Annotated in this window: 12 protein-coding genes; 5 read left to right on the forward strand and 7 right to left on the reverse strand. The window is 66.3% G+C overall.

The annotated features are described in order from the left end of the window. The 6 genes from IN820_RS03895 to IN820_RS03920 all read right to left on the reverse strand — a co-directional run bounded on the left by IN820_RS03895 (position 1) and on the right by IN820_RS03920 (position 7,797). A complete protein-coding gene (locus tag IN820_RS03895; protein ID WP_193679716.1) occupies positions 1–2,904 on the reverse strand; it encodes an FAD-dependent oxidoreductase in 2,904 nt (967 codons plus the stop codon). After that, positions 2,901–3,209: a sarcosine oxidase subunit delta gene (locus tag IN820_RS03900; RefSeq protein WP_193679717.1), complete on the reverse strand. Its 309-nt coding sequence runs from the start codon at positions 3,207–3,209 to the stop codon at positions 2,901–2,903. Before IN820_RS03900 ends, IN820_RS03895 begins: the two co-directional genes overlap by 4 nt. A gap of 90 nt (positions 3,210–3,299) precedes the next feature. Then, positions 3,300–4,541: an FAD-dependent oxidoreductase gene (locus IN820_RS03905; protein WP_193679718.1), complete on the reverse strand. Its 1,242-nt coding sequence runs from the start codon at positions 4,539–4,541 to the stop codon at positions 3,300–3,302. Next, a complete protein-coding gene (folD, locus tag IN820_RS03910) occupies positions 4,523–5,446 on the reverse strand; it encodes a bifunctional methylenetetrahydrofolate dehydrogenase/methenyltetrahydrofolate cyclohydrolase FolD (RefSeq protein ID WP_193679719.1) in 924 nt (307 codons plus the stop codon). The genes IN820_RS03905 and folD overlap by 19 nt, the downstream gene beginning before the upstream one ends. Beyond that, a complete protein-coding gene (gene purU / locus IN820_RS03915; RefSeq protein WP_193679720.1) occupies positions 5,443–6,309 on the reverse strand; it encodes a formyltetrahydrofolate deformylase in 867 nt (288 codons plus the stop codon). The genes folD and purU overlap by 4 nt, the downstream gene beginning before the upstream one ends. Before the next feature lie 180 nt (positions 6,310–6,489). Continuing rightward, complete coding sequence (locus IN820_RS03920; protein WP_193679721.1) at positions 6,490–7,797, reverse strand: NAD(P)/FAD-dependent oxidoreductase; 1,308 nt, start codon at positions 7,795–7,797, stop codon at positions 6,490–6,492. Between the two features lie 106 nt (positions 7,798–7,903). Between IN820_RS03920 and IN820_RS03925 the strand changes: the two genes are divergently transcribed. Then, positions 7,904–8,713: an IclR family transcriptional regulator gene (locus tag IN820_RS03925; RefSeq protein ID WP_193679722.1), complete on the forward strand. Its 810-nt coding sequence runs from the start codon at positions 7,904–7,906 to the stop codon at positions 8,711–8,713. A 6-nt stretch (positions 8,714–8,719) separates the two neighbouring features. On the opposite strand, the gene IN820_RS03930 is transcribed toward IN820_RS03925, so the two are convergent. After that, positions 8,720–9,319, reverse strand: a complete 600-nt coding sequence (locus tag IN820_RS03930) for a helix-turn-helix domain-containing protein (RefSeq protein ID WP_193679723.1) — start codon at positions 9,317–9,319, stop codon at positions 8,720–8,722. 252 nt (positions 9,320–9,571) lie between these two features. On the opposite strand from IN820_RS03930, the gene glnT reads away from it, so the two are divergent. The 4 genes from glnT to IN820_RS03950 all read left to right on the forward strand — a co-directional run bounded on the left by glnT (position 9,572) and on the right by IN820_RS03950 (position 14,069). Further along, positions 9,572–10,906: a type III glutamate--ammonia ligase gene (gene glnT / locus IN820_RS03935; protein ID WP_193679724.1), complete on the forward strand. Its 1,335-nt coding sequence runs from the start codon at positions 9,572–9,574 to the stop codon at positions 10,904–10,906. A gap of 123 nt (positions 10,907–11,029) precedes the next feature. Beyond that, the gene (locus IN820_RS03940; protein WP_193679725.1) at positions 11,030–11,935 is read left to right on the forward strand and encodes a class II glutamine amidotransferase; all 906 of its coding nucleotides are present in this window, start codon (positions 11,030–11,032) and stop codon (positions 11,933–11,935) included. Between the two features lie 12 nt (positions 11,936–11,947). After that, positions 11,948–12,631, forward strand: a complete 684-nt coding sequence (locus tag IN820_RS03945; RefSeq protein ID WP_193679726.1) for a GltB/FmdC/FwdC-like GXGXG domain-containing protein — start codon at positions 11,948–11,950, stop codon at positions 12,629–12,631. 115 nt (positions 12,632–12,746) lie between these two features. After that, a complete protein-coding gene (locus IN820_RS03950; RefSeq protein WP_193679727.1) occupies positions 12,747–14,069 on the forward strand; it encodes an FMN-binding glutamate synthase family protein in 1,323 nt (440 codons plus the stop codon). Positions 14,070–14,261 lie beyond the last annotated feature (192 nt).

Raw genomic sequence — 14,261 nt, forward strand, 5'->3', positions numbered from 1 at the left:
TCACAGCTCCTGGCGTTGGTTGTGCGGGTCGAAGAAGGGCAGCTCGACGACCGTGGCCTGTACCACTTCGCCGCCCTCGACCCGGATCGGGATGTGGCTGCCCGGGGCACTCTGCCCGCTGCCCACGTAGGCCAGGCCGATGATCCGCTCGAGCGTGCGCGAGTATTCGCAGGAGGTGACGCTGCCGCTGATGGCGTCACCGTCGAGCACCAGGTGGCCTTCCAGCGGCTTGCTCGCACCCTTCGGCAGGCTGAAGCCGACCAGCTTGCGCGCGAGCGGCTGGGCTTCGAGGATCTGCACCGAGCGCTTGCCGACGAAGAACGGCTTGCTGCGGGCGATGGCCCAGCCCATGTCGATTTCGGCGGGATGGGTCATGCCGTCGGTGTCCTGGCCGATGATCACGTGGCCCTTTTCCAGGCGCAGCAGGCGCTGGCTCTCGACGCCGAAGGGGCGGATGTCGAACGCACGCCCGGCTGCCATCAGCGCATCCCACAGCGCCTCGCCGTAGCGCGCCGGGACATGGATCTCGTAGCCCAGTTCGCCGACGAAACCGACCCGCAACAGCCGCGCCGGGATGCCGACCACCGTGCCCTGGCGCACGCCGAGATAGGGGAAGGCCTCGGCCGACAGGTCGAGGTCGTTGCACAGCGTCTGCAGCACCTTGCGTGAATCCGGCCCGGCCAGGTTGACCGCGGCCAGGGCGGCGGTGACGTTGGTGACGTCGACGTCCAGGCGCCACTGTGCGTTCCACTTGAGCATTTGCTGGTAGAGGCGATCGACCCCGCTGGTGGTGGCGGTGACGTAGAAGTGGTTCGGCGCGAAGCGTGCGCAGACGCCGTCGTCGATCACCACGCCGTGCTCGTTGGTCATCAGCGCGTAGCGCGAGCGGCCCACCGGCTGCTTGGCGAAGGCGAAGGTGTAGAGGCGCTCGAGCAGCTCGGCGGCGTCCGGGCCGCGTACGTCGAGGCCGCCGAGGGTGGAGACGTCGATCAGGCCGACCTTTTGCCGCACGTGCAACGCTTCTTCCTGCATGCAGCGTTCGCGCTCCTCGGCCTTGCCGTAGTAGGCCGGGCGCTGCCAGACGCCGGCGGGCATCATCTTCGCGCCGGCTTCCAGGTGCCGCTGGTGCATGGGCGTCTGCCGGTAGGGATCGAAGCCGCGCCCGGCGACATGGGCGAGTTTTTCCGCGACGAACGGCGGCCGTGCGGTGGTCACCCCGGTTTCGCTGACGCTGCGGCCGGTGGCCCTGGCCACCAGGCGCGCGGTGGGCAGCGCCGAATGGCGGCCCTGGGACGGGCCCATGCCGACGGTGGAGAAGCGCTTGACCAGTTGTACGTCGCGATAGCCGTGGCGGGTGGCGTTGACGATGTCGCGTACCTGCAGGTCCTCGTCGAAATCGACGAAGTCCTTGCCGTCCGGATGGGGGAAGATCGGCCAGTCGAAATTGACCCTCGGCTCGGCGGCGAAGATCGCCTCCGCGCTGCCGCCCAGGCCCAGACGTCCGGTGGCGCCGCCAGCGGCCCGGGCGCCATCGAGCAGCACGTTGTCCAGTGCGTACCGGCCGTTCACCGAGCCGGCGACGTCCAACCGCCGGGGCAGGCCGCTGAGGCTGAAGGCGGCCTGGTCGTCATCGTAGGCCAGCTTGCCGCCGGCCTGGCACAGCAACTGATAGACCGGCATGTAGCCGGCGGACATGCACAGCAGGTCGCAGTCGATGCGCTGGGCGTCACTGGCGACCTGGCCTTCGCCGACGATGCGGCGCACGTCGACGCCGCTGACGTGGCGCATGCCCTTGGCGTGCAGCGCCTCGTAGACGGTATGCCCCGGCAGGTGCGGAATGCCGCGGGTCTGCAGGGCGGTGACCAGCAGGCCGTCAGCGGGTGCGTCGCGCAGGTCGATGACCGCGGCGACGGCCACCCCGGCCTCGTGCAGGTCGAGCGCGGCGAGGTAGCCGTCGTCGTTGCCGGTCAGCACCACCGCGCGGTTGCCCGGTTTCACCGCGTAGAGCTTCATCAGCCGCTGGGCGGCGCTGGTGAGCATGATGCCGGGCAGGTCGTTGTTGCGGAACACCACCGGCTGGTCGAAGGCGCCGGTGGCCACGATGCACTCCCTGGCGCGCACCTTGTACAGCCGCGTGCCCTGGATCACCGGCAGGAAGTTGTCGACGAACCAGGCGTTGCAGGTGGCTTCCTTGAGGATGCGGATGTTCGGGTGTTGTTCCACGGCCTCCACCAGCCGCTCGCGCAGCGCCCCGGCGCGTACGCCTTCGAGGTCGAAGCGCGCCCAGGCCAGGGCGCCGCCGAGGTAGGGCTGCTGCTCGACGAGCAGCACCTTGGCACCGGTGTTGGCGGCATGCAGCGCGGCGCTGAGCCCGGCCGGCCCGGCGCCGACCACCGCGACGTCGACGAAGAGAAAGGCCTTGTCGTGGTACTCCGGCTGGAATTTCAGGTTCAGCACGCCGAGGCCGGCCTTCTTGCGGATGATCGGTTCCCAGACCTTCCAGATGCCTTGGGGCTTGTAGAAGGAACGGTAATAGAAGCCGACCGGCATGAAGCGCGAGAAATGCCCGAGCAGGGCATCGCGGTCGCTGTCCAGGGAGCCGGCGAAGTTCTGCCCGCCGACCTCGAGCCCTTCGGCGAGCGCCTGCATGTCGGCCAGCGCGTTGGGCTCATCGGGCAACTGCACCAGGGTGTTGGCGTCCTGCCCGGCGAGGCTGAGCGGGCCGCGCGGACGGTGGTACTTGAACGAGCGCGACATCAGCCAGCGGCCGTTGGCGAGCAGCGCGCTGGCGATGCTGTCGCCCTGCAGGCCCTGGTAGGCCTTGCCGTCGAAGCTGAAGGCGAGCGGTCGATCGCGGTCGATCAGCAGGCCCATGGGCGCGGGCAGGCGGTTGAAGGCCGTCATGCGACCACCTCCTGGCGTGCCGCTGGCTGGGCGAAGTCGACGCGACGGTCGAAGAGCTCCTTCGGGTCGAAGGTGCGGATGATCTCGTCGCTGACGGTATGGCGCTCGGCGAGGAACCAGTAGCTGGAGGCGTTGTGCAGCCACCATTCGGTGACTACGCCGGCGTGGTTGTCGCAATTGAAGACGTAATCGGCCCACTCGTCATCGCTGCAGGCCTGCGGGTCGGGCATCTGCTTGAGCTCGCCGCCGTAGGTGAATTCGCTGATGTTGCGCGGGCCGTTCAGGGGGCAGGGCATGATCTTCATGGTTGACTCCTTGGCAAGCAAGGCTGGGGGTCGTTCGCGTCGGCGCGATCGCCAGCAAGCTGGCTCCTACTTGAAAATTGCGATTGGTTGTCAGTGGCTTGCCGCCGTGGCGCCCATTTCGTTGACCTGCCGGAAGCGCGAGAAGCGTTCCAGGGCGAAGGGACGGATGAGTTCCGGGACCTTGCCGCCGCTGGCGACCAGTTCGGCCATGGTCTTGCCGCAGATCGGCGTGGCCTTGAAGCCCCAGGTGCCCCAGCCGGCGTCCAGGTAGTAGTTCTCCAGCGGCGACAGGCCCATGATCGGGCTGTAGTCGGGCGTCATGTCGGTGATGCCGGCCCACTGGCGCATCAATTTGGCGTTGGCCAGGAACGGGAACATCTCGATGGCATGGGCCAGCAGGCCCTCCTTGAGCTCCAGGGTCGAGCGCGTGTTGTACAGCGGGTAAGGGTCCGAGCCACCGCCGATCACTACCTCGCCACGGCCGGTCTGCTGCACGTAGCAATGCAGCGCCGAGGAGCTCACCAGCGGATCGAGGAAGGGCTTGAACGGTTGGGTCACCATGGCCTGCAGCGGATAGCTGTGGATCGGTGCGCGGATGCCCAGCTTGTTCATCAGCAGCGAGCTGTACCCGGCGATGGCCTGCACCGCGCAGCCGCACTTCACGGTGCCGCGGTTGGTCTTCACCGCCGTGACCCTGCCGTGCTCTACCACGAAGTCCTGCACCTCGGTCAGCTGGTGGATTTCCACCCCGCGCTTGGCCGCCTGCTTGGCATAGCCCCAGGCCACGGCATCGTGGCGCGCAGTGGCGCCGTCGATGTGCCAGAGCCCGGCGAGCACCGGCAGGTGGCCGGGGTCGAGGTTGAGCGTCGGCACCAGTTCGCGGATCTGCTGGCGGTCGATCATCTCGGTGCGGCCACCGAAGTGCTTGTTCACCTCGGCGCGCTGGCGGAAGGCGCGCACCGTCGCGTCGGTGTGCGCCAGGGTCAGCTGGCCGCGCTCGGAATACATGATGTTGAAGTCGAACTCGTTGGAGAGCGCCTTGAACAGTTTCACCGACTCGGTATAGAAGCGCACACCTTCGCTGGTGAGGTAGTTCGAGCGGATCACCGCGGTGTTGCGGGCGGTGTTGCCGCCACCGAGATACGCCTTCTCCAGCACCGCGACGTTGGTCACGCCGTGGTACTTGGCCAGATAGTAGGCGGTGGCCAGGCCGTGGCCGCCACCGCCGATGATCACCACGTCGTAGCTGTCCTTGAGTTCCTTCGGCGCCGGCAGGTCGACTTCGGCCGGGTACTCCGAGGACAGGCCGTACTTCAGCAGGCTGAACGGCATGCTGCCTCCTCCGCGGCCGTGACGGCCGACGCGTGCGATCGTTGCTGGCGGGCAGCGGTCAGGGTGTTCTGCATCAGCATGGCGATGGTCATCGGACCCACGCCGCCCGGCACCGGGGTGATTGCCGAGGCCACGGGCAGGGCGCTGGCGTAGTCGACGTCGCCGACCAGCCGGGTGCGGCCATCCTCCTCGATGCGGTTGATACCGACGTCGATCACCACCGCGCCGGGCTTCAGCCAGCTGGCGTCGATCATGCGGGGCCGACCGACCGCGGCGACGACGATGTCGGCCTGGCGGCACAGGCTCTGCGGATCGCGGCTGCGCGAATGCAGCACGGTCACCGTGCAGTCCGCCTGCAGCAGCAGCGCCGCCATCGGCTTGCCGACGATGTTCGAGCGGCCGATCACCACCGCGTGCTTGCCGCGCAGGTCGCCGAGGGTGTCGCGCAGCAGGCGCATGCAGCCGGCCGGGGTGCACGGGGTGAGCACTGGGCGGCCCTGGCTGAGGCCGCCGACGTTCTCGCTGTGGAAACCGTCGACGTCCTTGGCCGGGTCGATGGCCTGCAAGACGCGGGTTTCGTCGATGTGCGCCGGCAGTGGCAATTGCACGAGGATGCCATGCAGCGCCGGGTCGGCGTTCAGTTCGGCGATCAGCGCCAGCACCTGTTCGGCACTGGCGTCGGCCGGCAGCCGGTGTTCCAGCGAGCGGATGCCCACTTCCCCGGCGCGCAGTACCTTGTTGCGCACGTAGACGTGGCTGGCCGGGTCGTCGCCGACCAGCACAACCGCGAGCGCCGGCAGGGTGCCCTCGGCGGCGAGCAGGGCGACGTCGGCCGCCACTTCGGCGAGGACCTTCGCCGAGACGGCCTTGCCGTCGATGACTTTTTCGCAGGTCGGGCTGTTCACCGGAAGATCACCGTCTTGTCGTGGTTGAGGAAGACGCGGTGCTGCAGGTGGTACTTGACCGCCTTGGAGAGCGCCACGGTTTCGGTGTCGCGGCCGATGTTCACCAGGTCGTCGGGCTTGTAGGCATGGTCGACGCGCTGCACCTCCTGCTCGATGATCGGGCCTTCGTCGAGGTCGGAAGTGACGTAGTGGGCGGTGGCGCCGATCAGCTTGACGCCGCGGTCGAAGGCCTGGTGGTATGGCTTGGCGCCCTTGAAACCGGGCAGGAACGAGTGGTGGATGTTGATCGCGCGGCCCGACAGTTGCTTGCACAGGTCGTCGGAGAGGATTTGCATGTAGCGCGCCAGAACCACCAGTTCGGTCTCGGTCTCGTCGATGACCTTCATCAGCTCGGCTTCCTGGCGGGCCTTGGTTTCCTTGGTCACCGGCAGGTAGATGAAGCGGATGCCTTCACGCTCGGCCATCGGCCGCAGGTCCAGGTGGTTGGAGACGATGGCGGTGATCTGCATGTCCATCTCGCCCTTGTGGTAGCGATACAGCAGGTCGTTCAGGCAATGGTCGAACTTGCTCACCATCAGCAGCACTCGCATGGGGCGGGCCGTGCTGTGCAGCTCCCAGGTCATGTCGAAGTCATTGGCGACGGCGACGAAACCCTGCTCGAGGGTGGTGATGTCGCCTTCCAGGCCGGCATTGAAGCGAAACACCGCGCGCATGAAGAACCGACCGCTGAATTCATCGTCGAATTGCGCCATTTCACTGATGTAGCAACCGTTCGCGGAGAGGAAGGAAGTCACCGCGGCGACGATGCCCGAAGTGGCCGGGCAGCTGATCTTGATGATGAAGTGGTCCTGTGCGTGTTGCATGTCTAGTCCTCAAGGGGGTGGAGGCAGAAGGCGCAAATGCAAATTTGATAAGTGAATGCTTTGTTTGTATGCGAATATTTTTAACTGCCAAGAATATATTATTCGCTTGGGTGTTTTTATAAGCGAACGGAACGCATCGGTCCATAGGTTTGTGAAAAAAAATATCCCTGCAGGAAACTCTTACCGGGCACGCGAAAAACGCTCGAAGCGAAAGGGGTACGGGCTGACCACCGGGACCTGGCCGCTGATCAGATCGGCCATCAGGGCGCCGGCACCCGGTGCGATGCCGAAGCCGTGCCCCGAATAGCCGGTGGACAGGAACAGACCCGGCAGTTCGGCCACCGGGCCGATCACCGGCAGAGCGTCGGGCGTGGCATCCATGGCACCCGCCCAGGTCTGGCTGACCTGCAGCCCCTCGAAGAACGGAAAGTGCCGGCACAGCGCCCGGCGCGCCTCGGCGAGGATCGCGCGGTCGGGTTGCGGATCGAGCACCCGCAGCGCTTCGAACGGGCCGGGCCGGTCCGGCGACCAGTGCGTCGGCAGGCGCCACTCGTCGATGAACTGCCGGCCCAGGCGCACCCGCAGCTCCCGGTACTGCCTGGCGAGGGCCGGCAGGAAATCCGCCAGATAGCGGAAGCTGTCCGGAGTGATCGGAGCGATGTTGGCGCTGCGCTGGGCGATGGTGTAGCCACCGTCGCGACGTTTGCGGAAGGCGAAGTCATGGGCCCCTACGGCCAGTTCCGGCCCGCCCGGCATCGGCGCGGTGCGCAGCACGGAGGCGATCACCTTGAGCTGCGGCAGGCGGATGCCGAGGGGGCGACAGAACAGCGACGACCAAGCGCCGCCGGCGAGCACCACGCTGGCGCAGCGCAGTTCGCCGTGTTCGGTCACCACGCCGCTTACGCGGCCCGCTTCGCGGATCAGCCCGCGTACCGCGCATTGCTCGTGGAAGCGCGCGCCCAGGCGCTGCGCGGCACGGGCGATCGCCGCTGTGGCCATATGCGGTTCGGCCCGGCCATCCTCGGGGGCGTGCAGCGCGCCGAGCCAGTGGTGGCGGGCCGCCTGCGGCAGCAGCTGGCGCAACTGGACCGGATCGAGCTCACGGGCCACAACCCCCTGCGCGCTGGCCGCGCGCAGCCAGTGCGCCTGTTCCGCCTGCTGCCGGGCGCTTTCGCAGACATAGAGAATGCCGCTGCGCTGAAAGCCGGTGTCCTCGCCCAGCGTCGTTTGCCAGTCATCCCAGATCTTCAGGCTGGCCATGGCCAGCGGGATTTCCGCCAGGTCGCGGCCCAGGGTGCGGCACCAGCCCCAGTTGCGCGAGGACTGTTCCGCTGCGAGCCGGCCCTTTTCCAGCACCACTGCGGAAACCCCGCGGGCGGCCAGGAAATAGGCGGTGCAGACGCCGATGATGCCGCCGCCGATGATGGCGACGTCGACATGAGTGGGAAGGTGTGTGTCGCTGTTGATCATCTGGATGTGCGGGTACATGAAGAGCGCCTCGGTTCGGGAGATGGCGCGAGATTGTCGTGTCCGGCGCGGTGTGCAATTTGCATCGCCTTTCGCATCGGCGTTTTTATCAACATGTGAGAAAGCGATGGGGGAATCGAGGCGGCATGGCGAGGTGACCGGCAGCCAGACGCTGGAGCGCGGCCTGGGGTTGTTGCGCGAGATCGCCGCGGCGGGCGAAGCCGGTGCCGATCTGCAGCGGCTGTGCGCCAGCAGCGGCTGTTCGAAGGCGACGACCTACCGTCTGTTGCAGGCGCTGCGCCGGCAGGGGTTCGTTGGCAACGGCAGGCAGCGTGGCCGCTTCGTGCTGGGCTACGGCCTGTTCGCGCTCGCTGCGCAGGCGGGCAATGCCCATGGCCTGCGGGATCTGGCCAGGCCTGCGCTGTGGCGATTGGCCAGGCGCTTCGGCGACAGCTTCTTCCTGCTGGTGCCGGACGGTCATCATGTCCTGTGCCTGGAGATGCAGGATGGCGAGCAGCCCGTGCGCTGCTACAGCCACGCCGTGGGCGGGCGCATCCCCATGGGGGTGGGGCAGGGCTCGCAGGTGCTGTTGGCCCAGCTGGGCCGGGCCGAGCGTAGCGCCATTCTCGAGCACAACGCGGCGGTGCTGCGTGTCGATTACGGGCTGGACGCGCAGGTCATAGCCGGCACGCTGGACAGCGTGCGGCGCCTGGGTTTCGCCTGTGGCGTGCCGGATCGTCGTCTGCCGGGCTATACCGGCCTCGCAGTGCCCATCGTCGATGTCGGCGGGCAGGTGCTCGGCGCCCTCAGTTGCGCGCTGTCGCGGCCGCGAATGACCCAGCAAAGGCGCCTGGCGCTGGCCGCTGCGATGGCCGAAGAGGTCCGCCGGATGCTGGAAAAGGCCCAGGGTCTGTTGCGTCTGGAAGCCTTGCCGTGAGCGTGCTCAGTCCTTGTCGTAGTTCATGATCGAGAGCAGGCGGATCGGTACTTCGACCAGCTTCTCCGGGCCATGCGGGACTTCACCGTCGAAGGTCAGGCTGTCGCCGGCGTGCATCGGGTAGAGCAGGTTGCCGTGGCGATAGATCAGTTCGCCTTCGAGCAGGTGAATGAACTCGGTGCCCGGATGGGAGAAGGTGGGGAACTCCTCGCTGGCATCGTCCATGGTGATCATGTAGGCCTCGAAGCTTTTCTTCGGCCCGCGGGTATGGTTCAGCAGATGGTAGGTATGGCCTTTTTCCGTCCCGCGGCGCACCACTTCCATGCCTTCGCCCTGCTTGACCAGCAGGGCGCCGCTGCCTTGCTGGTCGTACTGGCTGAACAGCTTGGACATCGGCATGCCGAGCACGTCGCACAAGCGGCTGAGGGAATCCAGGCTGGTGGACACCTGGGCATTCTCGATCTTGCTCAGCATGCCCTGGCTGATGCCGGCGATGCGGGCCACGTCGGCGATCTTCAGGCCCTGGGCCTGGCGCTGGCGCTTGAGTTGGATACCGAGGTACTGCTCGAGTTTGAGGCGGGGCGGCGTATCGGTCGATTTGGTCATTGGTCTGCGCGATTTTAGTTCCTGGAATATATATTTCGCACCAAGAATGAACAGGCTCCTGTGCCGCGACGAGGTTCCAGACGGTGCGAATTTTCGTCCTATGAAAACATCTTTCCTCCTTATATAGAAGAAACGGGGTTTCACGGCGTGTTTCCGTTCCCTTGGGGCAGGTTGGCAAGCGCTTTGCATTTCCTAATGTGAAAATTAATTTCCCTTGCGGAATATGTGCGGCCTACCAAGGAGCGAATCACGATGTTGCCCAGCGAAACACAGCGAATCATCGACCAGCACGGCATCAAGTACGTCCTGGCACAGTTTGTCGATATCCATGGCTCGGCCAAGACCAAATCGGTACCGGTGTGCGGCCTGGAGTCCGTCGCGGAAGTGGGCGCCGGGTTTGCCGGTTTCGCCATCTGCGGCATGGGCATGGAACCCCATGGGCCGGATTTCATGGCGCGTGGCGATCTTTCCACCCTGACGCCGGTGCCCTGGCAGCCGGGCTATGGCCGCGTGTTGTGCATCGGCCACGTCGACGGTAAACCCTGGCCCTACGACAGCCGCTACGTACTGCAGCAGCAGGTGCGGCGCCTGAGCGAACGGGGCTGGACCCTGAACACCGGCCTGGAGCCGGAGTTCAGCCTGTTCCGTCGCGACGGCGAAGGCCGCCTGCAACTGGTCGATGCCAGCGACAACCTGGACAAGCCCTGCTACGACTACAAGGGCCTGTCGCGTTCGCGGGAATTCCTCGAGCGCCTGACCGAAGCCCTGCAGAAGGTCGACTTCGAGATCTACCAGATCGACCACGAGGATGCCAACGGCCAGTTCGAGATCAACTACACCTACAGCGACGCCATGACCTCGGCGGATCGCTTCACCTTCTTCCGCATGGCCGCCGGCGAAATCGCCAACGAGCTGGGCATGATCTGCTCGTTCATGCCCAAGCCGGATCCGAAGCGCGCCGGCAATGGCATGCACTTCCACCTGTCGATCGGCAACGCGGAGAGCGGCAATCTGTTCCACGATGCCAGCGATCCCAGTGGCATGGGCCTGTCGAAGATGGCCTATCACTTCGCCGCCGGCTTGCTGGCCCATGCCCCGGCGCTGTGCGCCTTCGCCGCGCCGACGGTCAATTCCTACAAGCGGCTGGTGGTGGGGCGCTCGCTGTCCGGCGCGACCTGGGCGCCGGCCTTCGTCGCCTACGGTTCCAACAACCGCTCGGCGATGGTGCGCATTCCCTATGGGCGCATCGAGTTCCGCCTGCCGGATGCCGGCTGCAATCCCTACCTGGTCACCGCCGCGGTCATCGCCGCCGGGCTCGATGGCATCGACCGCCAGCTCGAGGCCGGGGCGCCGTGCAACGAGAACCTCTACGACCTGGGCCTGGAAAAGATCGCCGCACGCGGCATCCAGACCCTGCCGCAATCGCTCAAGGAAGCCTGCGATGCGCTGGAGGCCGACCCGCTGTTCCGCGAGACGCTCGGCGCCGAGATCGTCGACGAGTTCCTCAAGCTCAAGCGCATGGAATGGGTGGAATACAGCCGTCACGTCTCCGATTGGGAAATCCAGCGGTATACCGAGTTTTTCTAGCGGCAAGCCGCAAGCTTCAAGCTGCAAGAAAGAGCGGTTCGAAGCGTTGCACAACATCCGTATCAACTCGGTCAGCTTGCAGCTTGAGGCTTGCCGCTACCGAACGAAGTGAGGACTGCTTTTATGTGTGGAATCGTAGGGCTTTATCTGAAGAACCCCGCGCTGGAGTCCCGGCTCGGCGAGTTGTTCGAGCCGATGCTGCTGGCCATGACCGGGCGCGGGCCGGACAGTGCCGGTTTCGCCATCTATGGCGACGAGGTCAATGAGGGCTGGGTCAAGTTGACCCTGCAGAGCGGCGAAGTCGAATACGACTGGAAGACCCTGATGGGCGAACTGGAAGGCTGCCTCGGCTGCTCCCTGGACTGGTTCAGGAACGCCAGCGCCGCCGTGCTGAAAGTCAATGCCGATGAGGCCATGGTGCGTGCCGCGCTGAAGACGCTGGCGCCGGACGTGCGCGTGATGAGTGCGGGCCGGAGCATCGAGATTCTCAAGGGCATGGGGCTGCCGGCGGAGATCGCCGAGCGCTTCTCGCTGGCCGGCATGAAAGGCAGCCACATCATCGGCCACACCCGCATGGCGACCGAAAGCGCGGTCACCATGGAGGGCAGCCACCCGTTCTCCACCGGTGACGATCTCTGTCTGGTGCACAACGGCTCGCTGTCCAACCATTTCCGCCTGCGCCAGGAACTCGAGCGCCACGGCATCGGCTTCGAAACCGAGAACGACACCGAGGTTGCCGCCGGCTACCTGACCTGGCGCCTGCAGCAGGGCGACAGCCTGCAGCAGGCGCTGGATCACGCCCTGGAAGACCTCGACGGCTTCTTCACCTTCGCCATCGGCACCCGCGACGGCTTCGCCGTGATCCGCGACCCGATCGCCTGCAAGCCGGCGATCCTCGCCGAGACCGACGACTACGTGGCCATGGCCTCGGAGTACCAGGCGCTGGCCAGCCTGCCGGGAATCGACAAGGCCAAGGTCTGGGAGCCGGAACCGGCCACCCTGTATGTCTGGGAAAAGAAGGCTGTTTGAGGAGCGCACCGAATGAAAACCATCAATCTCACCGAATCCACCGTGCGTGATCTCAACCAGGCGCTGCATGACCAGGCCAGGGACCTGCGCGAGCGCGAGTGGCTGGTGACCCATCCGGACGGCAAGCACAACCTGGCCGTCGGCATCAACGAGGCGCTGTCCATCGATATCCAGGGGCATGCGGGCTACTACTGCGCGGGCATGAACCAGAAGGCCAGCGTCACCGTGCATGGCAATGTCGGCGTCGGCGTGGCCGAGAACATGATGAGCGGCATGGTGCGGGTCAAGGGCAGCGCCTCGCAGTCGGCGGGCGCCACTGCCCATGGCGGCCTGCTGGTGATCGAGGGCGACGCCGGCGCGCGCTGCGGCATCTCGATGAAGGGTGTCGACATCGTGGTCGGCGGCAGCATCGGCCACATGAGCTGCTTCATGGCCCAGGCCGGCCGCCTGGTGGTCTGCGGCGACGCCGGCGATGCCCTGGGCGATTCGCTCTACGAGACGCGCATCTACGTGAAGGGTAGCGTCAAGTCGCTGGGTTCGGACTGCATCGAGAAGGAAATGCGCGCCGAGCACCTCGAGGAGCTGGCCGAACTGCTGAACCGCGCCGGCTTCGACGAGGACCCGGCCAGCTTCAAGCGCTACGGCTCGGCCCGCCAGCTCTACAACTTCAAGGTCGACAACGCCTCGGCGTACTGACTGAACCGATACCTGCCGCTGTAGGAGCGGGCCATGCCCGCGAAAAAGCATTCGCGGGCGTGGACTCGGCGTCCCCGCCCGCTCCTACCGGATCATCCATTTCGAGGAGCTCCCCATGAGCAACGAATATTCACCGGTACTGCGCGAGTCCGCCACCTTCGACCGCCTGACCATCCAGGAAATCCAGCGCGCCGCCGAAACCGGCATCTACGACATTCGCGGTGGCGGCACCAAGCGCAAGGTGCCGCACTTCGACGACCTGCTGCTGCTCGGTGCCAGCATGTCGCGCTACCCGCTGGAGGGCTACCGCGAGAAGTGCGGCACCGACGTGGTGCTCGGCACCCGCTTCGCCAAGAAGCCGATCCACCTGAAGATCCCGGTGACCATCGCCGGCATGAGCTTCGGCGCGCTGTCCGCCCAGGCCAAGGAAGCCCTCGGCCGTGGCGCGAGCATCGCCGGTACCAGCACCACCACCGGCGACGGCGGTATGACCCCGGAAGAGCGCGGCCAGTCGCAGCACCTGGTCTACCAGTATCTGCCGTCGCGCTACGGCATGAACCCGGACGATCTGCGCAAGGCCGACGCCATCGAGATCGTCCTCGGCCAGGGCGCCAAGCCCGGCGGCGGCGGCATGCTGCTGGGCATGAAGGTCACCGAACGCGTGGCCGGCATGCGCACCCTGCCGGTCGGCGTCGACCAGCGCAGCGCCTGCCGTCACCCCGACTGGACCGGCCCGGACGACCTGGCGATCAAGATCGCCGAGATTCGCGAGATCACCGACTGGGAAAAACCCATCTACGTCAAGATCGGCGCCAGCCGCCCTTACTACGACGTCAAGCTGGCGGTGAAGGCCGGTGCCGACGTGATCGTCCTCGACGGCATGCAGGGCGGTACCGCGGCGACCCAGGAAGTGTTCATCGAGCACGTCGGCATCCCGATCCTCTCGGCGATCCCGCAGGCGGTGCAGGCGCTGCAGGAGATGGACATGCACCGCAAGGTGCAGCTGATCGTCTCCGGCGGCATCCGCACCGGCGCCGACGTGGCCAAGGCCATGGCGATGGGCGCCGACGCGGTGGCCATCGGCACCGCCGCGCTGATCGCCCTGGGTGACAACCATCCGCGCCTGGACGACGAGCTGAAGAAGATCGGCTCGGCCGCCGGTTTCTACGACGACTGGCAGAATGGCCGCGACCCGGCTGGCATCACCACCCAGGACCCGGAGCTGTCCAAGCGCCTCGATCCGGTGGAAGGCGGCCGTCGGCTGGCCAACTACCTGCGTGTGCTGGTGCTCGAAGCGCAGACCATGGCCCGCGCCTGTGGCAAGTCGCACCTGCACAACCTCGATCCCGAGGACCTGGTGGCGCTGACCGTGGAATCCGCGGCGATGGCCCGCGTGCCGCTGGCGGGTACCCGCTGGGTGCCGGGGCAGGGGTTCTAGAGGCTGAGGTATGCGTTGGGCCGAGGCGCATGGCGGCGAAGCCCAACAATGGCACGGCAAGTGTGTCGCCTGATATCCCGCTCGTTGGGCTTCGCTGCGCTCAACCCAACCTACGGCCCATCGCGCTGTAGGTTGGGTCGGGACGCGTAGCGCCGCAGCTGAGCGTGCGCCGATGCGGCGACGCCATCCAGC

The sequence above is a fragment of the Pseudomonas lopnurensis genome (assembly GCF_015070855.1).
Taxonomy (GTDB): domain Bacteria; phylum Pseudomonadota; class Gammaproteobacteria; order Pseudomonadales; family Pseudomonadaceae; genus Stutzerimonas; species Stutzerimonas lopnurensis.